This window comes from Pseudomonas sp. NPDC090752 (assembly GCF_055584805.1).
In genome coordinates this window covers 43,681-69,538 of the sequence record NZ_JBVJLI010000007.1, presented here as the reverse complement: position 1 = coordinate 69,538, position 25,858 = coordinate 43,681, and the positions used below count along the sequence as shown (strand labels likewise).

Here is a 25,858-nt window from a genome sequence, read left to right as displayed (position 1 = left end):
GAATACGCCATGGATGAGAAACAACGTTACGACGCCGGCATGCAAGTGCGCCGCGCGGTGCTCGGCGATGCCCACGTGGACCGCAGCCTGGAGAAGCTCAACGATTTCAACGGCGAGTTCCAGAACATGATCACCCGCCATGCCTGGGGTGATATCTGGACCCGCCCGGGCCTGCCGCGCCACACCCGCAGCCTGATCACCATCGCCATGCTGATCGGCATGAACCGCAACGACGAGCTCAAGCTGCACCTGCGCGCGGCGGCCAACAATGGCGTGACCCGTGACGAGATCAAGGAAGTGCTGATGCAGAGCGCGATCTACTGCGGCATCCCGGCAGCCAATGCCACCTTCCACCTGGCGGAGTCGGTGTGGGATGAGCTGGGTGTGGAATCGCGGGATTAACTACCGCGAATAGCCACCGGCCCGGCATTGGCTTCCACGGCTTGTTTCAATGCCGGGCACAGGCCCAACATGAACGCGGCTTCGGCCACTACGAACAGAGGCCCGATGATCAGCCCGCTGACATCATCGACGAACGCCGGCTTGCGGCCCTCGTAGTGGTGCCCGACAAATTGAATGATCCAGCCCACCACGAACGCCCCTGTCCCGACGCTTAGCCACAGTGAAGTGCTTTGCACGGCCAATACCTGTCCCACCCACAGGCAAAGCCCCAGCAGCACACCCATGACCAGCCCGAAGCGCAGGTCCAGGCGCAGGTAGAACCACACCGAGGCCGCCGCTGCCAGCAGGGCAGGGGACAGCCAGATGCCGGCCAGGTCCCAGCCCGGGCGCGACAGCAGGATAGCCACTGCGGCCACGATCAGCGGGATGCCAATGAAATGCGTGCCGATATTGCGCGGGTCGCGGTGGTAGTTGGCGTACTGGCTCAGGTGTTCGACGAGGTTTTTCATTGTTGTTCCTCCTTGGCTGACCTCCCTCAATAATGCTGAGGATAGCCCGAAGTCACAGCATCATCAGTTCAGCGAATGGCAGCACTGCGCAGCGGCGCATCAAGCCCCACCAGCGTCTCGATCATCGCCCGCGCCGCCGGTGACAGGCGATAGCCGCTGCGGCTGACCACACCACAGCGCACGCTCAGCACCTCCAGTGCCGGCGGGAGATTGCGCCAGTGCAGGCGGACCAGGCGCCCGGCGGCCAGGTCATCGGCCACCGCCTCCTCGCTGGCGGTGCCGATGGCATCCGTGGACTGGACCACGCTGCGCAGAACGGTGAGGTGCTCGGTTTGCAGGTGCGGGGTGAAGTCGCTACGTCCGCTCAGGTTGGCCAGGCGCTTGCGCACCCCCGGGGCGAGCAGGGCGCTGGCGAGTGGGTAGGCGAACAGGTCGTTGGTCGACAGGCTGTCCTTGGCCAACAACGGGTGACCGGGGCGGCAGAAGAACAGACCGGGGCGTGGGCTGAGCGGTTCGGTGTGGAAGTTCGGATCGGCTTCGAACGGGCGGACGTCATCGACGAAGAACTCGATCTGTTCGCGGCGCAGCGCCTGCCCAAGGCGCTCGGCGTTATCGACCAGCAGCGCGGTGCGGATCCCGGGGTGGCTACCCATGAAGTGCCGCAAGGCTTCCGGGACCAGGCGCACGGCCAGGGCGGGGCCACTGCCGAAGTGCAGTTCGCCGGCATCGAGCTTGGTCATCTGCAGCACTTCGTTGCTCAGCTGCGCGGCGCCTTGGACCAGGCGCCTGGCGTGTTGCAGTACCACCAGGCCTTCGGGGGTCGGTGGCAGGGCTTTGCTGGCGCGATCGACCAAGGCACAACCAAAGGCCTGCTCCAGGCCCTGGATGGCGCGGCTGAATGCGGGTTGAGTGATACCCATGGCCTCGGCGGCGCGGACGAAGCTGCGGTACTCGGTGAGGGCGATGAAGTAGCGCAGTTGGCGAAGGTCCATGTCAGGCTCTGCGGCGGAAACAGGGCTCGATTTAATCGGCTGTTTTATATGTCGTCAAAGAAGGTTTATAGATTTGTTTATTTCTTTTGGTTATTTGCATCGATTATGGCCTTTCGCGGGGCATGTGGGAGCGGGCTTGTCCCGCGAAAGCGCCGGTGAAATCAAAGCAGATTTAACGGATAGCTCACAATCAACCGGTTCTCATCGAACGAATTGGTGCTGAAATCCCGGCGCATGGTCGAGTTGCGCCACTTCACCGACAAATCCTTGAACGACCCGGATTGCACCACATAAGCCAGCTCCGTTTCGCGCGCCCATTCCTTGCCATCGGTCACGCCGCCTGCAGTGACGTTGTCGCCCTTGATATAGCGGTTCATCAGGGTCAATCCGGGGATGCCGACAGTGACAAAATTGAAGTCGTGACGCAGCTGCCAGGAGCGCTCCTTGGCATTGTCGAAACTTGAGTTGTAGCTGTCGTTGGCCAGGGTGCCGCCACTGGTGCCGTTGACCCGCAGCCAGGCATCGTCGCCGCTGACTTTCTGCAGGCCGACATAGAAGGTGTTGCCCTTGTAGCGCGCCGAGAGCATCGCCGAAGCTGTGCGGTTGTCGAGTTCGCCTGCGCGTTCGGCGCCGTCTTCCTTGCCGACGAAGTAGCCGAGGTTGGCGCCCAGGGTCCATTCGCCGAGCGGCTGGCTGTGTACCAGGTTGAGGTATTGCTGGCGGTAGATGTCCTTGAGCTGGGCATTCCACAGGCCGATCATCGTGCGCTTGTCGTTGAAGGCGTACTCACCACCGCCGAAGTTGAAGCGGTCGGAGGTGAAGGCCGCGCGGCCGTTCAGCGACATGTCTTCCATGCTGGCGTCGTTGCGCGGGCTGTTGCCACGGAACTGACCGGCGTACAGGGTCAAGCCGTCGATTTCCTTCGAGGTCAGCTGGCCACCGCGGAAGGTTTGCGGCAGCGAGCGACCATCGTCCGAGCGCAGGATTGGCAGCACCGGCATCCACTCGCCGACTTTCAGTTCGGTTTGCGACAGCTTGGCTTTCAGCGCTACGCCCAGGCGGCCGAAGTCGTCGGCGGGCCGGCCATCGTCGTGCACGGGCAGTAGGTGGGTATTGGTAGTCCCTTTGCCGCCATCGAGCTTGACCGAGTACAGGCCAAGTACGTCCACGCCGAAACCCACGGTGCCCTGGGTGAAGCCGGAGCGGGCATCGAGGATGAAGCTTTGTGTCCATTCTTCGCCCTTGGCCTGCGAGTGGGCGGGGTCGACGAAGTTGCGGTTGATGTAGAAGTTGCGCAGGTTGAGGCTGGCCTTGGCGTCCTCCATGAACCCGCTTTCGGCGGCGAACGCGGGGAGCGCGCAGGACATGGCCAACAGGCCGGGCAGCAGCTGGCGTGCGGGGTGCGAAGTGCTCATCTGTCGTGGATCTCTTGTTTTTATTGGGCGAGCCGATGGGGCGTTGCTGGAGGCGATGGTGCGGGGAAGGGAAGGGGCGAGGCAATTCGCCGCAGGCGGAAGCGGGCGATAATCGAACGGAATGTTCCAGCTGGTTAGTTGTGGCCCACGGGCCAACAAAAAGCCCACCGCGAGGGTGGGCTTGATCAAACTACAGAAGCATTCAGCTCTTCGGGGTTTCCACCGAAGCCTGCTGATTGGCCTGCCCGGTCTGCTCGTACCAGCCGCCACCCAGCGCCTTGTACAGGTTGACCTCGCTGGTCAGCTGCGACAGGCGATCGGTGATCAGCGACTGTTGCGCACTGAACAGGTTGCGCTGGGCGTCGAGGAAGGTCAGGTTGCTGTCGATACCAATCCGGTAACGGCGTTCGGCCAGGCGGTAGTAGTCCTGGTTCGCCTGCACCAGGTCGCGTTGCGCCTGCAGCTGCTCTTCGAAGGTCTTGCGCGCCGCCAGGCCATCGGAGACTTCCTGGAAGGCGGTCTGGATGGTTTTTTCGTACTTGGCGACGTTGATGTCCTTCTGGATCTTCGAATAGTCCAGGCTGGCCTTCAAGCTGCCGGCGTTGAAGATCGGCAGGTTGATCTGCGGCTGGAACAGCCAGGTGCCCGAGCCGCCCTTGAACAGCCCGTCCATGTCCGGGCTCAAGGTCCCGGCGTTGGCGGTCAGGCTGATGCTCGGGAAGAACGCTGCGCGCGCTGCACCGATGTTGGCATTGGCGGCCTTGAGCAGGTGCTCGGCCTCCTGGATGTCCGGGCGGCGGGTCAGCAGGTCGGAAGGCAGGCCAGCAGGCACCTCGGCCAGCTGGTCGGCATCGAGCTTCAGCGCTGCCGGCAGGTTGGCCGGTACGCCGGTGCCGAGCAGCACGGCCAGGCTGTTGACGTCCTGGGCGACCAGGCGCTGATACTGCGAGTACTTGACCCGGGCACCTTCCACGGCGGTGCGCGCCTGGCTCAGGTCGAGCGCCGAGGCCACACCGACTTCGTTGCTACGACGGGTAAGGTTGTAGCTTTCCTCGTACGTCTTGAGGGTGTCTTCGGTCAGCTTGAACAGCGCCTGATCGGCCTGCCAGGTGTAGTAGGCGTTGGCCACGCTGGCCACCAGGGCGATCTGCGTGGAGCGGCGCGCCTGTTCGCTGGACAGGTAGGTTTCCAGGGCCTGGTCGGTCAGGCTGCGCACGCGGCCGAACAGATCCAGCTCATAGGCGCTGACGCCAAGAGTGGCCGAGTACTGGCTGGTGATGCTGGATTCGCCGGTAGTCGACAGGTTCGCCGGGAGCCGCTGGCGGCTGCCGCTGCCGGTGGCCGAAACCGCCGGGAACAGGTCGGCACGCTGGATGCGGTACTGGGCGCGGTAGGCGTCCAGGTTCAACGCCGCGACGCGCAGGTCGCGGTTGTTCACCAGCGAAGTCTGGATCAGCTGTTGCAGCGCCGGGTCATGGAAGAACTGGCGCCAGCCCTGTTCGGCGGCGGCGACGTCAGCCGACTGGGTCGGCGAGTACGCAGGGCCTTGCGGCCACTGCTGAGCCACCGGCGCTTCCGGGGTCTGGTAGTCAGGAATCAGCGAGCAGCCGCCAAGAATGAAAGCGGTTACCGCCAGGGACAACAAAGACTTGGTCATTGCCCAGCCTCATAACGTGGAGTTTCAGGGGTGACGTCTTTTTCCGGCTCTTTGCTGCCGAACAGCGACGACACTGCGACGAAGAATAGCGGTACCCAGAAGATTGCCAGAATGGTCGCACTGATCATGCCGCCGATCACGCCAGTACCGATAGCATGCTGGCTGCCCGCGCCGGCACCGCTGGCGATGGTCAACGGTACCACGCCGAGGATGAACGCCAGCGAGGTCATGATGATTGGGCGCAGACGCATGCGGCACGCCTCGATTGCGGCGTCGTACAGGCTCTTGCCCTGCTCGTGCAATTCTTTGGCGAATTCGACGATCAAAATCGCGTTCTTCGCCGCCAGGCCGATGGTAGTCAACAGGCCGACCAGGAAGTACACGTCGTTGGACAAGCCGCGCATGCTGGTGGCGATCAGCGCACCGATGATACCCAGCGGTACCACGAGCACGACGGCGATCGGGATCGACCAGCTTTCATACAAGGCTGCCAGACAGAGGAACACGAACAGTACCGAGAGGGCGAACAGTGCCGGCATCTGCGAGCCGGAGAGTTTTTCCTCGTAGGACATGCCGGTCCAGGAGAAGCCGATGCCGTCCGGCAATTCGCCTGCGATGCGTTCCACCTCGGCCATGGCCTCACCGGTACTGTAGCCAGGGGCTGGCGCACCGAGAATTTCCATGGCCTCGACACCGTTGTAACGGGACAGTTTGGGCGAACCGTAGGTCCACTCACCCTTGGCGAAGGAGGAGAACGGCACCATTTCGCCTGCACCGTTGCGCACGTACCACTTCTGCAGGTCTTCCGGACTCATCCGGGCGTTCGGCTCACCCTGGATGTACACCTTCTTGACCCGGCCACGGTCGATGAAGTCGTTGACGTAGCTGGCACCCAGGGCAATCGACAGGGTGTTGTTGATGTCGGCGATGGTCACGCCCAGGGCGCTGGCACGTTCGTCATCAATGGTCAGCTGGTACTGCGGTTCATCGTTCAGGCCGTTCGGGCGCACGGCGCTGAGCACCTTGCTCTGGGCAGCCTTGGCCAGGAACTGGTTGCGCGCTTCCATGAGTTTGGCATGGCCGACACCACCGCGGTCCTGCAGGAACACGTCGAAGCCGGTGGCGTTACCCAGCTCCAGCACCGCAGGCGGAGCGAAGGCGAACACCATCGCATCGCGGAAGGTGAAGAAGTGCTGCTGGGCGCGCTGTGCCAGGGCGAACACGCTGTTTTCCGCAGAGCGTTCGCCCCAGGGTTTGAGCATGATGAACGCCATGCCGGAGCTCTGGCCGCGACCGGCGAAGTTGAAGCCGTTGACGGTGAACACCGAAGCCACCGTGTCGGACTCTTCCTTCAGCAGGTACTCACGCATCTGGTCGACCACCACTTGGGTGCGCTCGGCACTGGAACCGGCCGGCGTCTGCACCTGGGCGAACAGTACGCCTTGGTCTTCCTCAGGCAGGAACGCCGTTGGAATACGGGCGAACAGCCAGATCATGCCGACCACGATCAGCGCATAGGCGAGCAGGAACGGGACCTTGTTGCGCAAGATGGTGCCGACGCTGCGCTCGTAGCCATTGACGCTGCGGTCGAAGTTGCGGTTGAACCAGCCAAAGAAACCGCCCTTGGCCACATGGTGCTCGCCCTTCTTCAGCGGCTTGAGCATGGTGGCGCACAGCGCCGGGGTGAAGATCAGCGCGACCAGGACCGACAGGCCCATGGCCGAGACGATGGTGATGGAGAACTGCCGGTAGATCACCCCCGTGGAGCCGCCGAAGAAGGCCATTGGCAGCAGTACCGCCGACAGCACCAGGGCGATACCCACCAGGGCGCCCTGAATCTGCTCCATCGAACGCTTGGTCGCCTCCTTGGGCGGCAAGCCTTCTTCGGACATGACCCGTTCGACGTTCTCCACCACGACGATGGCATCGTCCACCAGCAAGCCGATGGCCAAAACCATGGCGAACATGGTCAGGGTGTTGATGCTGAAGCCCGCTGCGGCAAGGATACCGAAGGTACCCAGCAATACCACCGGTACGGTCATGGTGGTGATGATGGTGGCGCGGAAGTTCTGCAGGAACAGGTACATCACCAGGAATACCAGGACCACGGCTTCGATCAGGGTGTGGATTACCCCGCTGATCGATTCGGTGACCACTGGCGTGGTGTCATACGGGAATACCGCTTTTACCCCAGGCGGGAAGAACGGTTCCAGGTCGGTGATGGTCTGGCGCAGGGCCTTGGCGGTATCCAGGGCGTTGGCACCAGTCGCCAGCTTGACCGCAAGGCCGGAGGCCGGCTTGCCGTTGAACTGGGCGCTGACGGCGTAGTTTTCGCCACCCAGGCCGACCTGGGCGACATCACCCAGGCGTACTTGCGAACCATCCTTGTTGACCTTGAGCAGGATCTTCTCGAACTGCTCGGCGGTCTGCAGGCGGGTCTTGCCGATGATGGTGGCGTTGAGCTGGGTACCCGGCAGGGCAGGCAGGCCGCCGAGCTGGCCGGACGACACCTGCACGTTCTGCGCGGCGACTGCGGTCTTGACGTCGACCGGGGTCAACTGGAACTTGTTCAGCTTGGCCGGATCCAGCCAGATGCGCATGGCGTACTGCGCACCGAACACCTGGAAGTCACCTACACCGGCAGTACGCGAGATCGGGTCCTGCATGTTGGAGACGATGTAGTTGGCCAAGTCATCCTTGGTCATGCTGCCGTCTTCGGACACCAGGCCGATCACCAGCAGGAAGTTTTTCACTGCCTTGGTCACGCGGATACCTTGCTGCTGCACTTCTTGCGGCAGCAGTGGGGTAGCCAGGTTCAGCTTGTTCTGCACCTGAACCTGCGCGGTGTCGGCGTTGGTGCCTTGCTCGAAGGTGGCCGTAATGGTCATGCTGCCGTCGGAGTTACTCTCCGAAGACACATAACGCAGGTTGTCGATACCGTTGAGCTGCTGCTCGATGACCTGCACCACGGTGTCCTGCACCGTCTGCGCCGAGGCGCCCGGGTAGGTCACGGCGATGGCGATGGCCGGCGGCGCGATGCTTGGGTACTGGTTGATCGGCAGCTTCAGGATCGACAAGGCGCCGACCAGCATGATCACCAAGGCGATCACCCAGGCGAAGATCGGGCGATCGATAAAGAACTTCGACATGGTTTACTCCGCTTTGGCGTCTGCTTTGGCCGCGTTGGCCTGATCAGGGCTACCTGGCTTCTTGACGTTGGTGGCATCGCTGACCTTGACCTCGACGCCAGGGCGTACGTACTGCAGGCCTTCGGTGATCAGACGGTCGCCCGGGTTCAGGCCTTCTTCGATCAGCCAATCGCTGCCCAGGGTCCGGCTGGCCTTGAGCTGGCGCAGTTCGACCTTGTTCTCCTGGTTGACCACCAGCGCGGTCGGTGCACCCTTGAGGTCACGGGTGACACCTTGCTGCGGGGCCAGGATGGCGTTGCTGTTGACCCCGGCCTTGAGCCGCGCATGGACGAACATACCGGGCAGCAGGGTGTGATCCGGGTTGGGGAAGATCGCGCGCAGGGTCACGGAGCCGGTGGTCTCGTCGACCGCGACTTCGGAGAACTCCAGACGGCCGTCACGCTTGAACAGGCTGCCGTCTTCCAGCACCAACTGCACCGAAGCCGAGTTGTCGCCGGCCTTCTGCAGTTGGCCGCTTTCCAGGTCACGGCGCAGCTTGAGCAACTCGGCGGTGGACTGGGTGACGTCGACGTAGATCGGGTCGAGCTGCTGGATGGTGGCCATGGCGTTGGTCTGGCCATTGCTGACCAGGGCCCCTTCAGTGAACGACGAACGTCCGATGCGACCACTGATCGGTGCGAGGACCTTGGTGTAACGCAGGTCGATCTGGGCGCTTTTCAGCGAGGCATCGGCTTGCAATCGTTTGGCATTGGCGTCGTCGTATTCCTGTTTGGACACTGCCTGTTCGTCGATCAGCTGCTTGTAGCGTTCGGCCAGCGAGCGCGTAGCTTGAAGGTTGGCCTGGGCGTTGGCCAGGTTGGCTTCGTACACGGCTGGGTCGATCTGGTACAGCTGCTGGCCTTCCTTGACGTCACTGCCTTCCTTGAACAGGCGCTTGAGAATGATGCCATTGACCTGGGGGCGGACTTCGGCGACGCGGTAGGCGCTGGTGCGCCCCGGCAGTTCCGAGGTCAAAGTGAAGGCTTGGGGCTGAATGGTCACGACGCCGACCTGAGGAGCCTGTGCTGCGGGCGCGGCTTCTTCTTTCTTGCAGCCACTTAGCAGAGTTGCCAGGGCGACGGCGGAAACCAGAGCGGTAACGGCTGGCTTGAATTGCATGAGGATCCTCGGGTCGCTGGAGCGGGGAGACGCTCAAGAGTAATGGAAGAGTCTTGTCAGAAAAAATGCTATCAGGTGGATAAATAGCTTACTAACGAATATACTTACATTCATGCTTGTTTGTAAATAGCGTTGGGTTGTACCTGTCTACTCTCCCAGCCCCTTGATTAGCCTATCCGGGCGGCACCCTGCAGAGGTGCTCCCGGCGGACGTCCCGCACGCGACGCGCTTGCGGGCCCAGATGAGGTTGTACTGCCATGGTCCGTCGAACCAAAGAAGAAGCCCAGGAAACCCGCGCGCAAATCATTGAGGCTGCGGAAAAGGCCTTCTACAAGCGCGGGGTTGCGCGAACCACGCTGGCTGACATCGCCGAGCTGGCGGGCGTGACCCGGGGTGCGATCTACTGGCACTTCAATAACAAGGCGGAGCTGGTGCAGGCGCTGCTCGACAGCCTGCACGAAACCCATGACCACCTGGCGCGCGCAAGTGAAAGCGAGGACGAGGTCGACCCGCTTGGCTGCATGCGCAAGCTGTTGCTGCAAGTGTTCAACGAGCTTGTGCTCGACGCCCGTACCCGGCGTATTAATGAAATCCTGCATCACAAGTGCGAGTTCACCGATGACATGTGTGAAATTCGCCAGCAGCGCCAGAGCGCAGTACTGGATTGCCACGAGGGCATTACCCTGGCGCTGGCCAATGCCGTACGCCGTGAGCAGTTGCCGGCCGAGCTGGATGTGGAGCACGCGGCCGTGGCGTTGTTTGCCTATGTCGATGGCCTGATCGGGCGCTGGCTGCTGTTGCCGGAAAGCTTCGATCTGCTGCGCAATGTTGAAAAATGGGTCGACACCGGGCTGGATATGCTGCGCTTGAGCCCTGCATTGCGCAAATGACACTTTGTTAAGGATTGTGAGGCAGTGTTTCCCTTCGATATTAAGGGGGGATTAATACCTTCGCCTAATGCCTTAATGCCCGCGCAGTTGCCGGTCCGGCAAAGCCAGCGCGGCCATCAGGCCCAGCAATGCCACCCCTGCGCTGCCCAGTAAGAGGTGGCGGAAAGTTTCCAGCAAGCGTGCCTGAGTCGTCGGATCCGGCTCGCCTGCCTGCAAGCTCCCCAGCAGTGGATTACCCATCAACTCGAAGCCACCCTGGTGCAGCAGCGCCAGCAGCAGGCTGGACATGCACGCCACACCCATGGCCCCGCCAAGCGAGCGGAACAAGTTGGTGGTGCTGGTGGCCACGCCGATTTCCTTGCTATCGACCGCACTCTGGGTGCCGACCAGCGAGGTCGGGAACTGCAGGCCGCAGGCAATACCGGCCAACAGCATGAACACGGCGCTGAGCAGCGCGGATTGCGGCGGGGTGATAGCCATGGCGAAGATCGCCACCGGCATCAACAGCGCGCCGGCAAGAATCTGCGGTTTGTAGCGGCCCGTGAAGCTGGTCATGCGTCCGCCGGTAAACGCCCCGATGGGTAGGCCAATCGCCAAGGGCAACAGGTGCAGCGCAGCACTGTCGGCACCCGCACCGGTGATGCCCTGGTAACGCAGGGGCATCAGCATGGTTAGCGAGATGGACTGGAAGCTGGCGAAAAAAATCACTCCCCAACAGAGCACGGCAACTCGATTGGCAAACAGGCCGAGCGGCAGCAACGGTTCCTGGCAGCGGCGTTCATGGCCGATGAACAAGGCCGTGCCGAGCCCTGCGCTGGCAAACAGGACCAATACGGCTGGTGCGGACCAGGCCTGGCCTTGTCCGACCAATGTAATACCTAGCAGCAGGCTGCCCAGGCCGAGAATCAACAACACGGCCCCGAGGTAGTCTACTCGCGCTTGTCGTCGCTGTACCGGCATGCCGCCCAAAGCGCGTCGGATCGCCCAAACAGCGACCAGGCCAAGCGGCAGGTTGATCCAGAACACCCAACGCCATGACATATACTCGGTCAGCCAGCCGCCCAGCACCGGGCCAGCAATGCTCGCCACGGCATACATGCTACTGAAATAGCCCTGATAGCGCCCACGTTCCCGGGGTGGCACGAAATCGCCGATGATCGCCTGGCTCACCGACACCATGCCGCCAGCGCCGATGCCCTGCAGCACTCGCGCCAGCACCAGCTGCTGCATGTCCTGAGCGAGGGCGCAGGCGATCGAGGCCAGGGTGAACAGGCTGATGCCGGTGAGGATCATGCGCCGACGCCCGTACAGGTCACCGAGTTTGCCATAGATCGGCACCGCCACGGTCATCGCCACCATGTAGCCGGAGATCACCCAGGCCAGCAGGCCGACATCGTTGAATTGCGCGGAAATGGCTGGCAGCGACACGGCGACGATGGTCTGGTCCAGGGCACCGAGGAAGATCGCCAGCATCAGCGCGGTGAGGACGTTGCGCAGAACGGTAGGGGGCAGGGCGGCTGTCACGGGAGTACCTTCCATCGGCTGTCGAACGCCGGTAATAGTGTCGAATTGTAACCCGACTTAGGTAGCTTCCTATGTACTATCTGCATCCCCTATGCAAGATCGGCATTGGCGCATTCATCCAGTGCTGCATGGCCGCGTGATATCGTGCATGGACCGCAGGGGCTGAAATTCGGGGCTTGCACCAGCTTGGTGCAGCATGTTGTCGCAGGATTTCAGTGCCGCTGTATCCCACACCTTTTATTCCTCTGCCTGCATGTCGAGCATGACCGCCCAGATGGCGACGGTTGGAACAGGTCAGGTAGACCCGATTCAGGGGTCGGTAGCAACCGTTCAATTTCACCTATAAGCGGAGTGATCATGCCCAGGGCTTCCCACCAAGATTTGCGTTTTGCCTTCCGCGAGCTGCTCGCTTCAGGTTCCTGCTATCACACGGCCTCCGTGTTCGACCCGATGTCGGCGCGCATCGCCGCCGACCTGGGCTTCGAAGTCGGTATTCTCGGTGGCTCGGTCGCGTCGTTGCAGGTGCTGGCGGCGCCAGACTTCGCCCTGATCACCTTGAGCGAATTCGTCGAGCAAGCCACCCGCATCGGCCGCGTGGCCCAGCTGCCGGTGCTCGCCGATGCCGACCATGGTTACGGCAACGCGCTCAATGTGATGCGCACGGTGATTGAGCTGGAGCGTGCCGGCGTCGCTGCGCTGACCCTCGAAGACACCCTGCTACCGGCCCAGTTCGGGCGCAAGTCCACCGACCTGATCCCCGTCGAAGAGGGCGTCGGCAAAATCCGCGCGGCGCTGGAGGCGCGGGTCGACTCATCGCTGGCGATCATCGCCCGCACCAACGCCGGGGTGCTCAGCACCGAAGAAATCATCGTGCGCACCCAGAGCTACCAGAAGGCCGGTGCCGACGGCATCTGCATGGTGGGCGTGAAAGACTTCGAGCAGTTGGAGCAGATTGCCGAACACCTGACCGTGCCCTTGATGCTGGTGACCTACGCCAACCCCAACCTGCGTGATGACGAGCGCCTGGCGCGTTTGGGCGTGCGCATCGTGGTCGATGGCCATGCCGCGTATTTTGCCGCTATCAAAGCCACCTACGACTGCCTGCGCCTGCAGCGTGGTCAGCAGAACAAATCTGAGAACCTCAGTGCCACCGAGCTTTCGCACACCTACACCCAGCCCGAGGATTACATCCGCTGGGCCAAGGAGTACATGAGCGTCGAGGAGTGACCAGGACGAGGCCCTTCACGACAAACCGGCATCCCACTCAGGCTCATCGCTGAACCGCTGCGCAAGGAAGTCCAACATGCTGCGCAACGTTGCCGGCATGTGCTTGCGTGACGTGTACACCGCGTTCAGGTTCAGCGCTTGCGGTCGCGCATCGGGCAGCAGGCGGATCAGTTCGCCCGTGCGCAGCGCTGCGGCAGCCTGGTAGGTCGGCAGCATGGCAATCCCGGCGCCGGCCAGTGCGGCCTTTTGCAGCGTCATCGCCTCGTTGGCGCTGATATTCCCCTCCACCGGTACGATGATCTGCTGGCCGTCCACTTCGAATTGCCAGAGGCTATGGCCGAAGTAGGCATGGGTAAGGCAGTTGTGCATGCTCAGATCTTCCACCCGCTGCGGTGTGCCATGCTCAACCAGATAGGCCGGTGCCGCACATACGACTGAGCGGCACACGGTCAGCCGCCGGGCGATCAGGTTGGGGTCCAGGTCGTTGCTGGTGCGGATGGCCAGGTCGATGCGCTCGTCCACCAGGTTCACCGTGCGATCGAGCATCTGCAGTTCGACCTTCACTCCGGGGTAGCGCCGCACATACGCGGCCACCGCATCCACCAGCTGTGCCTGGCCGAACGACGTGCTGACGCTGATGCGCAACGCGCCGCGCGGTGCATCTTCCGGTTGGCGCACGGCGGCCTGCAGGTCGCCGGCCAGTTCCAGCAACTGGCGGCAACGGGGCAGGGTCTCCAGGCCGGCGGCGGTCAGGCTCAGCTTGCGCGTGGTGCGCTGCATGAGGCGCGCGCCAACCCACTCTTCCAGTTCTGCCAGGTAGCGCGAGACCACAGGTCGCGATAGCTGCAGATGATCCGCCGCTGCCGACTGGCTGCCCAGGTCGACGACGGTGATGAAAACGCGCATGGCGTTGAGACGGTCCATGATTTGCTCGTTTTTAGAAACAAACTATGTTCGAGCATCGCATTTTTTGTCATGGATTACGCAACTAAGCTGTTGATCCTTCTTCTAGCGGACGGTCACAGAGCATGTCGATTTTCACGCCTTTGCGCAGCCTGGTTCTGGCATGCCTGGCCCTGACGGGTCAGGCCCAGGCCGCCGAGCCACTGCAGCTGGATATCTACAACCCGGGCCATGAGGCCATCTTCCCGGTCAGCTCGGTGATCGTCAGCGGTGAGAAAGACGCCATCCTGGTCGACGCCCAGTTCGGCAAGGCCCAGGCTGAACAGGTGGTACAGCGCCTGCGTGCTGGTGGCAAACACCTGACGACCATCTATATCAGCCATGGCGATCCAGATTACTACTTCGGGTTAGATACCCTTATCCAGGCATTCCCTGAGGCCAAGGTAGTCGCCTCGGCTGCTACCGTTACCCATATCCGCCAGACCATGGATGCCAAGCTGGCCTACTGGGGCCCGCAGATGGGCGCGGACAAACCGGCGCGCCTGGTGGTACCGCAGGTGCTCGATGGCAACCGCCTGATGCTGGAGGGGCGAGCGCTCGATGTCATGGGGCTGGATGGCCCACAACCTGAGCGCAGCTTTGTCTGGATCCCCTCGATCAAAGCGGTGGTCGGTGGCGTGGTAGTTTCCGAAAACATCCACGTGTGGATGGCCGATACCCAGTCGGCCAAGTCCCATGCCGACTGGTTGGGCACGCTCACGCAGATCGAGCAGTTGGCGCCGCGCACCGTGGTGGCCGGGCACTACCTGGGCCAGAGCAAGCATTCGCTCGATGCCGTGCATTTCACGGCAGGCTACATCCGCGCATTCGATGCTGAAGCGGCCAGGTCCAAGGATGCCAATGCACTGATCCGCGCAATGAAAAAACGTTACCCGGACCTGGCTGACGAAAGCTCGCTGGAGCTCGGTGCGAAGGTCGCCAAGGGCGAGATGAAGTGGTAATTCCATCCAATTGAAGGAGCGTTTCTCATGAGCAAGATTGCAATCATCGGTGCCACTGGCCGTGCCGGCAGCCAGCTGCTGAAAGAAGCCCTGCGTCGGGGGCACAGTGTAGTGGCCATCGCTCGCAACCCTGCAGCCCTGCAAGTGCGCGATGGCGTCACCTTGCAAGCACTCGATGTGAAAGACAGCGACGCGCTGAAACAGGCTGTAGCGGGTGTGGACGCCGTGCTGAGTGCGGCGCATTTCTCGACCATCGAGCCGCACGCGATCATCGAGCCGGTCAAGCGTGCCGGGGTCAAGCGCCTGTTGGTGGTGGGCGGTGCCGGTAGCCTGCTGTTGCCTTCCGGACATCGAGTGATCGACAGCCCGGACTTCCCTGAAGCTTACAAGGCCGAGGCCAGTGCTGGGGTGCGTTTTCTCGATGTGCTGCGCCAGGAGCAGAACCTGGACTGGACCTTCCTGTCGCCATCGGCAGAGTTCGTCGAAGGGCAGCGCACAGGGCGCTACACCTTGGGCAAGGACCATCTGCTGATTGGCGCTGATGGCAAAAGTTGGATTACTTTTGCCGATTTCGCGATTGCCATGCTCGATGAACTGGAAAAACCAGCGCATTCAAGACAGCGGTTTACGGTCGGCTATTAAACCTGTCCTTGTCCAGCACGCCCTTCCAGCCAGTCCATCAGCTCGACCAGCCCCGCTGGCAGGCTCTTGGCCTGGCTGACCAGGTAATAGCCTTTACCGGTGATCACCTTCAAGCCGAACGGCATGCACAAGCGTCCACCGCGCAGGTCATCGCCAATCAGCGCCCAATCGCCAATGGCCACCCCGGTGCCCTGGGAGGCCATGGCCATGGCCATGTCCAGCGTCTCGAAATGCTGCTTCGGCCCTTGCACGTCGACCGCGGCACCGGCTGCCTGCAGCCAGAGCCGCCAATCATGCTCATCCCGCGACGGGTGCAACAGCATGTGGCGCGCCAGGTCTTCGATCTGATTCAACGGCACCGGCCCCGCCAGTAATGATGGCGCACAGACCGGCGTAAGTTGCTCGTCGAACAGTTTGCGCACCCGCAGCCCATGATTGGGCACGCTGCCATAGACCACCGCCGCATCGAACCCTTCACGGCGAAAATCCACGCCGTGCTGCACCGTGGTGGTCAGTTCCACCGGCACATCCGGACGTAATGCCTGCCACTCCATCAACCGCGGCAGCAACCAACGCATCACGCAGGTCGGCGCCTTGAGCTGCAAGGTGGTGCTGCGCCCGCCCACTTCGCGTACGCCTTGTTCGATCAGAGCGAACAGCTGCTGCACGCGCGGCAGCCAGTCCTGCCCCTCGCGGGTCAGGCTCAGGCCTCGGGCCTGGCGCTGAAACAGAGCGTAACCGAGGTGTTCCTCCAACCCAGCGATTTGCCGGCTGACGGCACCTTGGGTGATATGCAACTGCTGCGCAGCACGGGTGAAATTGCAATGCTGAGCGGTGACCAAAAACGTGTGCAGGGCAGGGAGGGGCGGGAGGCGTTTCATCGCAGCAAGCCATGATTACAGGACATGGCTAGTATGTGTTTTTTTGCCTTGTGGCGATAGCCGTGGGTTGGGTCCAATGCGCGTAGATTCCAACAAGATCCAAGGTGAAACCCGATGGCAACCTGCGGCGAAGTATTGGTCAAACTCCTCGAAGGCTATGGTGTAGACCATGTCTTCGGCATCCCCGGCGTGCATACTGTGGAGCTCTACCGCGGACTGGCGGGCTCATCCATCCGTCACATCACGCCTCGCCACGAGCAGGGCGCCGGGTTCATGGCTGACGGCTATGCGCGCACCCGTGGCAAGCCGGGCGTGTGTTTCATCATCACCGGCCCCGGGATGACCAACATCACCACCGCCATGGGCCAGGCCTACGCCGATTCGATCCCGATGCTGGTGATTTCCAGCGTACAGTCGCGCGACCAACTGGGCGGTGGCCGAGGCAAGTTGCACGAGTTACCCAACCAGAGCGCGCTGGTGGCCGGTGTGGCGGCCTTCTCGCAAACGCTGATGAGCGCCGACGACCTGCCTCAGGTGCTGGCCCGTGCCTTTGCCGTGTTCGATGGCGCTCGGCCTCGCCCGGTGCATATCGAGATCCCGCTGGACGTGCTGGTGGAGCCCGCCGATCACCTGCTGCCGGGTCGTGCGGTGCGCAGCAGCCGCGCAGGCGCCGCGCCTCAGGCCGTGGCACTGATGGCCGAACGCCTGGCCAAGGCGCGCAAGCCATTGATCCTGGCAGGCGGCGGTGCGCTGGCTGCAGGTGCTGTGCTGACGCGCCTGGCTGAGCATTTGCAGGCCCCGGTAGCGTTGACCATCAATGCCAAGGGCCTGCTGCCGGCAAAACACCCGCTGCAAATGGGGTCGACTCAATCGTTGGTCGCCACCCGTGAACTGGTGGCCGAGGCCGACGTGGTGCTGGCGATCGGCACCGAGCTGGCCGAGACCGACTATGACGTTACCTTCAAGGGCGGCTTCGAAATCCCCGGTAGCCTGCTGCGCATCGACATCGACCCGGATCAGACCGTGCGCAATTACCTGCCGGAGCTGGCCTTGGTAGCCGACGCCGAACTGGCGGCTCAAGCGCTACTCGACCGTTTGCAGGCGCTGCCGCAGCCGGCCCGTGATGGCAGCTGGGGAGCAACGCGTGTGCAGCGTCTGCGTGAGGTGTTGAACGCTGCCTGGGATGAGCCGACGCTGAGCCAGACCCGCCTGCTGACCAGCATCCTGGAGCGTCTGCCCACTGCCATCCTGGTGGGGGATTCGACCCAGCCGGTGTACACCGGCAACCTGACCCTGGACATGGATCAACCACGCCGCTGGTTCAATGCCTCGACCGGCTACGGCACCCTCGGTTACGCGCTGCCCGCAGCGATGGGCGCCTGGCTGGGCAGCGCCGAGCAACCTGCCGCGCGCGCACCAGTCGTGTGCCTGATTGGCGATGGCGGGCTGCAGTTCACCCTGCCGGAGCTGGCCAGCGCGGTGGAAGCGCAGGTGCCGATGATCGTGCTGCTGTGGAATAACCAGGGTTACGAAGAGATCAAGAAGTACATGGTCAACCGCGCCATCGAGCCGGTCGGGGTGGATATTCATACCCCGGACTTCATCGGCGTCGCCCGGGCCTTGGGGGCAGAAGCCGAAGATGTCGGCGATGTGACGCAACTTCAGGCTGCCCTTGGTCGTGCAGTGGAGCGCAAGGGGCCGACCTTGATCCAGGTCGATCAGAACCAGTGGCAGGCGGCCGTGCCCGGCTGACTTTCAGCCGACACTGGCACGCAAGCGCGCGACATCGCGGATCGGTGGCGCACCATACAGCCGGCTGTATTCGCGGCTGAATTGGGACGGGCTTTCATAGCCCACCCGATAACCCGCCACCGCTGCCTCCAGGCCGTCGTTGAGCATCAACCGGCGCGCCTCCTGCAGGCGCAGCTGCTTCTGGTACTGCAACGGGCTCATGGAGGTCACCGCCTTGAACCGGTGGTGCAGGGTGGAGGTGCTGAGGTTGACCTCCCGTGCCAGGTCCTCGATACGCAGCGGCTGCTGGAAGTTCTGGTTGAGCCAGGTGATGGCCTGGCACACCCGGTGCGTCTGGCTGTTGGCAAGGGCGATTTCGTACAGCCGGTAGCCCTGTGGTCCACGCAGCAGGCGGTAAAGGATTTCCCGGCGGATCAGTGGCGCAAGCATGGCAATGTCACGTGGCGAGTCCAGTAGGCGGATCAGCCGTAGCAGCGCGTCGAGCAGGTGCGGGTCGGTCTTTTCCACAAACAGGCCGCGACCGGACGGCAGGCTGGGTACCAGCATCGGGCCGCTTTCGGCGATCAACTGGCTGATTTCGGCTGGGTCCAGGTCCAGGCGCAGGCCGAGGCACGGGTTCTCCGGGCTGGCATCGAGCTTCGCACCGCTTAGCGGCAGGGCCACCGACACCACCATGTAATGCAGCGGGTCGTAAGCGTATTGTTCGTCGCCGAGGAACAGGCTTTTGCTGCCCTGGGCCAGGATGCACAGGGCGGGTTGCGCCACCGACGGTACGGAACGGACATTCTCGGTGTAGCGCACCAGGTACAGGTCGTCGATGGCTGAGGCCGGGCCGTGGGGGCCGCCACCGTGACGGCTGATCAACTCCGCCAGCTCTTGGCGCTGCACTTCCAGGGTCGGATCGGTGGACGGGGTGGTGGTCATGATGGCTTTCCTCTGCTGACCGACGCAGCATAGGTTTGGGCAATGCCGGGCGCTAGTCGAAAGCTGCATGTCGATTGCCTGATCCTGCCCCGCTGCAGGATCAGGCAATCGACGTGCAGTAATGGCCTAACGCGCGATACGGGGGCAGCCCTAACCTTGGCAGCCTGGTTTTTCTGTCCGCCTGCTTCAAGGAGATCGTGCAATGGCCCTTTCACAACCGGTCACCCACTTGGCTTTCATCCGTGCCAGCAGCGGACGTTCGGCAGAGCTGGGCGCGCGCCTGCGTGACCTGCTCGAACCCTCGCTGAATACGCCAGGCTGCCTGAGTTTTAGCGTGCAGCGCTCACAGGCCGATGCCGACCTGTGGCTGCTCAGTGGCAGTTGGCGGGACCAGCAGGCGATGAGTGGCTATTTCGCCTCGCCGACCCTCCAGCTATTTGGCGAGCTGGTGCAAGCCCAGGTGGTCAGCAGCCTGGACCTGCATACCTTCGATTGAATGCCCCGTCACACAGGTTAGAATGCCGCCTCGATAAACCAGGCGGACAGCAACATGGCACGTAGAGAATTCCCCCATTTCGAAGCGGTTTCGGCGATGGTCCCAGTAGAAGGGGGCGGATACAACGCCGCCATCGCAGTCAAAGCCCTGGGCATGGGCGGCGCGCCGCGTTTCCACAAGGTGCTGGACGGTCAGGTGTTCAAAGGCGCCATGGCGGCCGATGAAGCCGCCTGCACGGAGCTTGAGCGCCTTCAGGGCGTCAGTGAAGACGGCGAGTTGGTCTGGTAAGCAGCCTTTCGATCAGACCTGCGGCCTGCGCATCTGGAACAGGTTGCCCAGCTCGAAGTAATCCGCCGGGCCTCCCCCACGCAAGATCGGTTCGGCGGCGGCCGTGTCGTAGATGCCGTCCTTGAGCAAGTGCTCGGCAATATGCACCGCCACCACTTCGCCAAGAATCAACCAGCTCGGCACCAGCGCCTGGTCGGCGCGCTTGAGCTGGACGATCTGGCTCACCTTGCATTCGAAGGCCACCGGGCTTTCGCCCACGCGCGGCACTTGAACGATGCTCGACGGCGTAGCCGTCAGGCCGCTCAGCTGGAATTCGTCCACTTCCGCCGCCACTGCCGCACAGCTCTGGTTCATCTGCTCGGCCAGCGGGCGGGTGGCCAGGTTCCAGACGAATTCACCGGTCTGCTCGATATTGTTCAGGCTGTCTTTGCGCCCGACGCTGCAGAACCCGATGATCGGCGGAATGTAGTTGAAAGCGTTGAAGAAGCTGTAGGGCGCGAGGTTCAGCTGCCCTTCGCTGCTCTTGGAGGAGATCCAGCCGATCGGGCGCGGGCCGACGATGGCATTGAACGGGTCGTGTGGCAGGCCGTGGCCTTTGGCGGGTTCGTAGTAGTACATCTGCGTCGGGCTTGCTGGCCCTACCTCTGGGGGGACGAGGCGTCTAGTGTGCCAATTCTGCGTGCGCCTGAAAATGATCAAGCCCGGCCGAGGCCGGGCGGGTGGCATGCATCAGTGATCAGCTGAAGCGGTGAGCGTTGGTGCGGTCGAAGCCATTTTCTGCAAAGTGGTGGCCGCCGGTACGGTCAAAGCCGTCTTCGGCGAAGCGCTGTGCGCCAGTGCGGTCGAAGCCGTCTTCAGCAAAGCGCTGAGCACCCGTGCGATCAAAACCATCCTCAGCGTAGGTGGCTGCTTGCGACTGAGCAGCTGCGAAGGAGTGGGCATTGGTACGGTCGAAGCCATCTTCGGCGAATGCGCCGGTAGCGATAAACGAGAGGGCCAGGGTGAGGATCAGTTTGTTTTTCATGGTCGTTGCTCCGTTGAGTTCGAGAGGTTGCTTGTTTCTATGGATCTGATGTTACGCCTATTAAATTGATTAAAAAGCGCAAATATCCGCGCCTAAATATCAGTTAAATAGATTGATAGAGACGTCTATCTTGCTCGTACGCTTGGCATGTAGCAGGCGGCAAAATGGCGTTTTTTCAGTGATGAGGATGAGGGCGCTGAATTAAAGAAGGGTTAAGTAGGTCACCCGATCTCAAAAAAAAGGCGCCCCGTCTCCGGAGCGCCCTGTGTTTACCGCTGGATCAGTTTCAGTCAGTGGTAATCCGCGAATGCTGCTTGGTGTCCTTCATGGTCGCGTACACCAACAGCGAGCAGGCGATGCACGCCGTGACATACCAGTAGAAGCCGCTTTCCATGCCGGCGCTCTTGAACCACAGAGCTACGTATTCTGCGGTGCCGCCGAAGATGGACACAGTCAGGGCGTAAGGCAAGCCAACCCCCAGCGCGCGGATTTCGGTTGGGAACAGCTCGGCTTTGACCACGGCATTGATCGAGGTGTACCCACTGACGATGATCAGCGCCGCCATGATCAGGAAGAACGCGCCCCACCAGCTCTGGATAGTGTGCAGGGTGGTGAGGATCGGCACGGTGAACAGGGTGCCGAGCACACCGAAGGCGATCAGGATCGGGCGACGGCCGATCTTGTCGGACAGCCCGCCGATGATGGGCTGCAGGCACATGAACAGGAACAGCGTGGCCGCCGAGATGGTGGTCGAGTCACTGATGCTCATACCCACGGTGTTGACCAGGTATTTCTGCATGTAGGTGGTGTAGGTATAGAACGCCAGGGTGCCGCCCATGGTCAGGCCGACCACGGTCATCAGCTCCTTGGGGTGGCGCATCAGGGTGCGCATCAGGCTTTCCTTGGCCTTTTCCTTCTTGGTGAACGAGGCGGTTTCTTCCATACCGCGGCGCAGGTACAAGGCAACCACCGCGCACAGCGCGCCGATCACGAAGGGCACACGCCAGCCCCAGGCATACAGTTCCTCGGTAGTCAGCGTCTGCTGCAGGACGATCAGCACCGCCAGGGCGATGAGCTGGCCGGAGATCAGGGTCACGTACTGGAAGCTGGAGAAAAAGCCACGACGCTCCTTGCTGGCCATCTCGCTGAGGTAGGTGGCCGAGGTGCCGTATTCGCCCCCTACCGACAGGCCCTGCATCAGGCGTGCGATGACCAACAGCACCGGCGCGGCGACGCCGATGGTTTCATAGCCAGGGGTCAGGGCGATGACCAGTGAGCCGGCGCACATCAGCAGTACCGAGGCCATCAGCGCGGCCTTGCGTCCCTTGCGGTCGGCGTACAGGCCCATCAGCCAGCCACCGATCGGGCGCATGAGGAAGCCCACGGCGAAGATTGCGGCGGTGTTGAGCAGTTGTGCGGTGGAATCGCCTGCTGGGAAGAAGGCTTTGGCGAAGTACAGCGAGAATGCGGCGTAGACGTACCAGTCGTACCATTCGACCATGTTGCCGATGGAACCACTGAAAATCGATTTGAGGCGGCTGGCGGTGGTTTTTTCTGCGGCCGGCGCGGCGGCCGCCCCGGCTGGCAGGGAGGTGGCGTTATCCATCAGGGATACCTTCTCGTTGTTTTTGTGGAGCGCGCCAGGGGCGCAGCTTGCCAGGGCAATTGCAGAAGGTGTGCCAAATGGGGGCGTGGTGATTCATTTGAGTGCGCGGCGTGCCCTTCGAGGGCAAGCCCGCTCCCACAGGGCCCGTGTAGTTCCTGATGTTGCGCCTTTGATCTGTGGGAGCGGGCTTGCCCCGCGAAGGGCGCGCCTTGAATCTTGAAGGTGAGCGGATTTACGCCCAGGAAGGCTTAGCGGTAGGCGAAATTCCGCTCATTCCCGAACTACGAAATCCTCACGCAGCAACCCATGCCGCTGCATCTTTTCATTCAGTGTGCGTCGCGGTAATTGCAACGCTTCCATCACGCTCTTGATTTCACCTTTATGCATGCGCAGCGCAGCACGCAGGCATTGCGCCTCGAACGCTTCCATCTGCTCGACCAGTGACTGGCCCATAACACTCGACTCAGCGTTTGGCGAGTTCAGCCCCAACGCATGCCGCTCCGCCGCATTGGCCAACTCACGCACGTTACCGGGCCAGTCGTGCGATAGCAGCTGTGCCAGTTGCGTGCCCGACAGTGCTGCAGCACTACGGCCAAGCTTGCCGGCTGCGGCATGGGCGAAATGCTCGAACAATAGCGGGATGTCCTCACGTCGTTCACGCAGGGGCGCCAGGCGCAGCTCGGCGACATTCAAGCGATACGCCAGATCTTCGCGAAAACGCCCGGCGCGGGCTTCTTCGAGCAGATCGGGTTTGGTCGCGGCGATGATCCGCAAGTCAACGCTGATGCTCTGGTTGGCCCCCAGCCGCTCGAGCTTCTGTTCCTGGATCACCCTCAGCAATTTGGCCTGCTGGGCCAGCGGCATGCTTTCGATTTCGTCGAGGAACACCGTACCGCCATTGGCATACTCCAGCTTGCCGACACGCTTGCCCTGGGCCCCGGTAAATGCCCCGCTTTCGTGGCCGAAAAGCTCGGCTTCGAACAGTGCTTCCGGGATCGCTGCGCAGTTGAGTGCGACGAAGGGTTTGCCGGCGCGCGGGCCGAAGTCGTGCAGGCAGCGCGCCACCCGTTCCTTGCCACTGCCAGTTTCGCCACGGATCAGCACATTGACCGGTAGGATGGCCAGGTCGAGCACCTGTCGGCGCAGCTGCTGCAGGCCTTGAGACATGCCCAGCAGGGTAGCTTCCAGGCGTGACTTGAGGTCGGCCTGCTCATGCAGGCGGCGGTTCTCCAGTACCAGCTGGCGTTTCTCCAGGGCGCGCCGCAAGCTGCCCAGCAGGTGCTGCGGGGTGAAGGGCTTTTCGAGGAAATCATAGGCGCCGTTGCGCATGGCTTCGACCGCCATCGGTACATCGCCGTGGCCGGTCAGCAGGATGACTGGCAAGTCCGGGTCATCGCTCTGCAGGCGTTCAAGCAGTTGCAGGCCACCCATGCCCGGCATGCGCACGTCACTGATGACCACACCCGGAAAGTGCTGCGGCAGGTGAGCCAGGCAGTCCTCCGCGCGGGCGAACAATTGCACGCTGAAGCCAGACAGGTTCAGCCATTGCTCGACCGCGCTGCGGATACTTGCTTCATCATCGACGACCATCACTGAATTCAGCATACGGGCTCCGAGTCGCGGGGCAGGGTAAAGCTCAGGCGCGCACCGCCTGGCAGATTGTCGGCCTGCAGCTGTCCGCCGGCTTCGACGATGATGCCATAGGATATCGCCAGGCCCAGGCCAAGGCCTTCACCCACCGGTTTGGTGGTAAAGAACGGGTCGAACACCTTGGCCAGGTCGGTGTCGGCAATCCCCCCGCCAGAGTCGAGGACGCTCAGGCGCCACTGGCCCTGCTCGGGTTCGATGCGGATTTCCAGGCGTTTGTAGCGTTTGTCGGCCATGGCGTCGAGGGCGTTGTGCAGCAGGTTGATCAGCACCTGTTCAAGGCGGATCGCATCGCCGCGCATCCAGGCCGGGCGGGCCAGGTAGAGGGCCACTTCGACCTCATCGTTGCGCATGCGTGTGTCCAGCAGGTGCAGGGCCTGGTCGACGACGGTCGCCAGGTCCAGCCGTTCGCGCAGGCCGACCGGGCTGTTGCGGGCGAAGGTTTTCAAGTGGCTGGTGAGCGCGGCCATGCGTGTGAGCATTTGCTCCAGTGGCTCCAGCGCCTGGCGCGCGTCATCGTAGCGTTTGTGGTCAAGCAGCAGGCGCAGGGTTTCCAGTTGCATGCGCTGAGTGGTCAGCGGCTGGTTGATCTCGTGGGCCATGGCGGCGGACATCTGCCCGAGGGCGGCCAGCTTGGCCGATTGCACCAGTCCCTCCTGGGCAGTGCGCAGTTCGCGGGTGCGTTCCTCGACCTGGCGTTTGAGCTCTTCGCGGCTACGCTGGCGCAGACGGGCCAGGCGCAGGCGCTGGCTGACGAACAGCGCGGCGAACACCAGGCTCAGCCACACGGCGGCCGCGCCCAGCGCCGCGTTGCGGCCAGCGGCTACCACCTGGGGCTTGCGCAGGAGGTGCAAGGTCCAGTCTTCGCTTGCCAGCGGCAGGCTTTCCCACAGGTACTCGGCCGACCCACCGGGACCCTGTACTCGGCTCAGGTGGCTATGCTCGGCGAAGCGTGTCAGCACCTGATGCTGCAGGGGCACCAGTGGCTGTTTGTCGTACTGGCGGGTCTCGGCCAGTTCGGCGCGGTCGGCGCCCCCGAGCGGCTGCAGCTCTCGGTAGCGCCAACCGTCCTGGTTGGCGATGAAGGTGATCCCGCGCGCGTCGCTGACCAGCAGGATATCGCTGCCCTGGCGCCACTCGCGTTCCAGTTCGGGGAACTCCAGCTTGACCACCATGGCACCAAGGAATCGCCCCTGATCGTCGGTGACCGCACTGGACAGGAAGTATCCGGGCACGCCACTGGTCACGCCGACCGCATAGAAACGGCCGCTGCCCTGGCTGCGGGTTTGTTTGAAATAGGGCCGAAAACCGTAGTTGGAGCCTACGTAAGTGGTCGGCAGGCGCCAGTTGCTGGCTGCCACAGCCAACCCGGTGCGGTCCAGCAGCTCCAGAGTGGAGGAATTGGCGGCGCCGTTGATACGTTCGAGCTTGCGGTTCAGGGCGTCCTGAACCTGTTCGCTGACCGGGCCACGCAATGCCTGGATCAACTCCGGATCCAGCGCCAAAACGGCTGGCAGGGCGCGGTAGCGTTCGATCAGGGTATGCAGCGAGGTAGCGTACAGGCCCAGCTGCTGACTGGCGCGGCGAGCATCGTCTTCCATGGCCTGACGCTTGGCCTGGTGTAGAGCCCAGCCGGCGCTGAGCGCGGTGCCCACCAGGATCATCAGGGTGATCAGCCCCAGACGCAGGGCGCGAAAGGATAATGGCATGAGACGGGCCTGGAATATGGAGAGATTTGTTCCGGCCCATTCGCGGGCTTGCCCGCGAAGAG

23 protein-coding genes are annotated in these 25,858 nt (G+C 62.6%); 8 read left to right on the top strand and 15 right to left on the bottom strand.

Annotated features, from left to right (window positions below):
- Positions 1–9 precede the first annotated feature (9 nt).
- Complete coding sequence (gene pcaC / locus ACZ6YA_RS11675; RefSeq protein WP_400800189.1) at positions 10–402, top strand: 4-carboxymuconolactone decarboxylase; 393 nt, start codon at positions 10–12, stop codon at positions 400–402.
- Here pcaC and ACZ6YA_RS11670 read toward each other — a convergent pair.
- From ACZ6YA_RS11670 to ttgA, 6 genes are all read right to left on the bottom strand, one after another.
- Positions 399–911, bottom strand: a complete 513-nt coding sequence (locus ACZ6YA_RS11670) for an Mpo1 family 2-hydroxy fatty acid dioxygenase (protein ID WP_465897269.1) — start codon at positions 909–911, stop codon at positions 399–401. The genes pcaC and ACZ6YA_RS11670 overlap by 4 nt on opposite strands.
- 68 nt (positions 912–979) lie before the next feature.
- A complete protein-coding gene (locus ACZ6YA_RS11665; protein ID WP_465897268.1) occupies positions 980–1,903 on the bottom strand; it encodes a LysR family transcriptional regulator in 924 nt (307 codons plus the stop codon).
- A 161-nt stretch (positions 1,904–2,064) separates the two neighbouring features.
- The gene (locus ACZ6YA_RS11660; RefSeq protein WP_465897267.1) at positions 2,065–3,318 is read right to left on the bottom strand and encodes an OprD family porin; all 1,254 of its coding nucleotides are present in this window, start codon (positions 3,316–3,318) and stop codon (positions 2,065–2,067) included.
- A gap of 202 nt (positions 3,319–3,520) precedes the next feature.
- Entirely contained in the window at positions 3,521–4,975 is a 1,455-nt protein-coding gene (locus ACZ6YA_RS11655; RefSeq protein WP_465897266.1) for an AdeC/AdeK/OprM family multidrug efflux complex outer membrane factor, read from the bottom strand.
- A complete protein-coding gene (ttgB, locus tag ACZ6YA_RS11650) occupies positions 4,972–8,124 on the bottom strand; it encodes a multidrug efflux RND transporter permease subunit TtgB (RefSeq protein WP_465897265.1) in 3,153 nt (1,050 codons plus the stop codon). The genes ACZ6YA_RS11655 and ttgB overlap by 4 nt, the downstream gene beginning before the upstream one ends.
- A 3-nt stretch (positions 8,125–8,127) precedes the next feature.
- Positions 8,128–9,282: a toluene efflux RND transporter periplasmic adaptor subunit TtgA gene (gene ttgA / locus ACZ6YA_RS11645; protein WP_465897264.1), complete on the bottom strand. Its 1,155-nt coding sequence runs from the start codon at positions 9,280–9,282 to the stop codon at positions 8,128–8,130.
- Between the two features lie 257 nt (positions 9,283–9,539).
- Here ttgA and ttgR point away from each other — a divergent pair, with 257 nt between their 5' ends.
- Positions 9,540–10,172 (top strand): efflux transport transcriptional regulator TtgR, encoded by a 633-nt coding sequence (ttgR, locus tag ACZ6YA_RS11640; protein WP_465897263.1) that lies wholly within the window; start codon positions 9,540–9,542, stop codon positions 10,170–10,172.
- A gap of 72 nt (positions 10,173–10,244) precedes the next feature.
- On the opposite strand, the gene ACZ6YA_RS11635 is transcribed toward ttgR, so the two are convergent.
- A complete protein-coding gene (locus ACZ6YA_RS11635) occupies positions 10,245–11,696 on the bottom strand; it encodes an MDR family MFS transporter (RefSeq protein WP_465897262.1) in 1,452 nt (483 codons plus the stop codon).
- A gap of 357 nt (positions 11,697–12,053) precedes the next feature.
- Here ACZ6YA_RS11635 and ACZ6YA_RS11630 point away from each other — a divergent pair, with 357 nt between their 5' ends.
- Positions 12,054–12,923 (top strand): isocitrate lyase/PEP mutase family protein, encoded by an 870-nt coding sequence (locus tag ACZ6YA_RS11630; RefSeq protein ID WP_465897261.1) that lies wholly within the window; start codon positions 12,054–12,056, stop codon positions 12,921–12,923.
- A 15-nt stretch (positions 12,924–12,938) separates the two neighbouring features.
- On the opposite strand, the gene ACZ6YA_RS11625 is transcribed toward ACZ6YA_RS11630, so the two are convergent.
- Complete coding sequence (locus ACZ6YA_RS11625) at positions 12,939–13,847, bottom strand: LysR family transcriptional regulator (RefSeq protein WP_465897260.1); 909 nt, start codon at positions 13,845–13,847, stop codon at positions 12,939–12,941.
- Between the two features lie 104 nt (positions 13,848–13,951).
- Here ACZ6YA_RS11625 and ACZ6YA_RS11620 point away from each other — a divergent pair, with 104 nt between their 5' ends.
- Together ACZ6YA_RS11620 and ACZ6YA_RS11615 are read left to right on the top strand one after the other, a co-directional pair.
- The gene (locus ACZ6YA_RS11620) at positions 13,952–14,827 is read left to right on the top strand and encodes an MBL fold metallo-hydrolase (protein ID WP_465897259.1); all 876 of its coding nucleotides are present in this window, start codon (positions 13,952–13,954) and stop codon (positions 14,825–14,827) included.
- Positions 14,828–14,854: 27 nt separating this feature from the next.
- Positions 14,855–15,469 (top strand): NAD(P)-dependent oxidoreductase, encoded by a 615-nt coding sequence (locus tag ACZ6YA_RS11615; protein ID WP_465897258.1) that lies wholly within the window; start codon positions 14,855–14,857, stop codon positions 15,467–15,469.
- Here the strand turns inward: ACZ6YA_RS11615 and ACZ6YA_RS11610 are convergent.
- The gene (locus tag ACZ6YA_RS11610; RefSeq protein ID WP_465897257.1) at positions 15,466–16,350 is read right to left on the bottom strand and encodes a LysR substrate-binding domain-containing protein; all 885 of its coding nucleotides are present in this window, start codon (positions 16,348–16,350) and stop codon (positions 15,466–15,468) included. The two genes, ACZ6YA_RS11615 and ACZ6YA_RS11610, sit on opposite strands and share 4 nt — an antisense overlap.
- A gap of 114 nt (positions 16,351–16,464) precedes the next feature.
- Between ACZ6YA_RS11610 and ACZ6YA_RS11605 the strand changes: the two genes are divergently transcribed.
- The gene (locus tag ACZ6YA_RS11605; protein WP_465897256.1) at positions 16,465–18,102 is read left to right on the top strand and encodes a 5-guanidino-2-oxopentanoate decarboxylase; all 1,638 of its coding nucleotides are present in this window, start codon (positions 16,465–16,467) and stop codon (positions 18,100–18,102) included.
- 3 nt (positions 18,103–18,105) lie between these two features.
- Here the strand turns inward: ACZ6YA_RS11605 and ACZ6YA_RS11600 are convergent, their stop codons facing one another.
- Positions 18,106–19,026 carry an AraC family transcriptional regulator gene (locus ACZ6YA_RS11600; RefSeq protein ID WP_465897255.1) on the bottom strand — a complete coding sequence of 307 codons (921 nt, stop codon included), beginning with the start codon at positions 19,024–19,026 and terminating at the stop codon, positions 18,106–18,108.
- 202 nt (positions 19,027–19,228) lie between these two features.
- Here ACZ6YA_RS11600 and ACZ6YA_RS11595 point away from each other — a divergent pair, with 202 nt between their 5' ends.
- Positions 19,229–19,522: a putative quinol monooxygenase gene (locus ACZ6YA_RS11595; protein WP_465897254.1), complete on the top strand. Its 294-nt coding sequence runs from the start codon at positions 19,229–19,231 to the stop codon at positions 19,520–19,522.
- 54 nt (positions 19,523–19,576) lie between these two features.
- Positions 19,577–19,810, top strand: a complete 234-nt coding sequence (locus ACZ6YA_RS11590) for a hypothetical protein (RefSeq protein ID WP_400800235.1) — start codon at positions 19,577–19,579, stop codon at positions 19,808–19,810.
- A gap of 12 nt (positions 19,811–19,822) precedes the next feature.
- Here ACZ6YA_RS11590 and ACZ6YA_RS11585 read toward each other — a convergent pair whose 3' ends face one another.
- From ACZ6YA_RS11585 to ACZ6YA_RS11565, 5 genes are all read right to left on the bottom strand, one after another.
- The gene (locus tag ACZ6YA_RS11585; protein WP_465897253.1) at positions 19,823–20,428 is read right to left on the bottom strand and encodes a flavin reductase family protein; all 606 of its coding nucleotides are present in this window, start codon (positions 20,426–20,428) and stop codon (positions 19,823–19,825) included.
- Positions 20,429–20,546: 118 nt separating this feature from the next.
- Entirely contained in the window at positions 20,547–20,834 is a 288-nt protein-coding gene (locus ACZ6YA_RS11580; RefSeq protein WP_465897252.1) for a hypothetical protein, read from the bottom strand.
- Between the two features lie 286 nt (positions 20,835–21,120).
- Positions 21,121–22,440 carry an MFS transporter gene (locus ACZ6YA_RS11575; protein ID WP_465897251.1) on the bottom strand — a complete coding sequence of 440 codons (1,320 nt, stop codon included), beginning with the start codon at positions 22,438–22,440 and terminating at the stop codon, positions 21,121–21,123.
- Between the two features lie 270 nt (positions 22,441–22,710).
- A complete protein-coding gene (locus tag ACZ6YA_RS11570) occupies positions 22,711–24,045 on the bottom strand; it encodes a sigma-54-dependent transcriptional regulator (protein WP_465897249.1) in 1,335 nt (444 codons plus the stop codon).
- Complete coding sequence (locus ACZ6YA_RS11565; protein WP_465897248.1) at positions 24,039–25,796, bottom strand: ATP-binding protein; 1,758 nt, start codon at positions 25,794–25,796, stop codon at positions 24,039–24,041. The genes ACZ6YA_RS11570 and ACZ6YA_RS11565 overlap by 7 nt, the downstream gene beginning before the upstream one ends.
- Positions 25,797–25,858 lie beyond the last annotated feature (62 nt).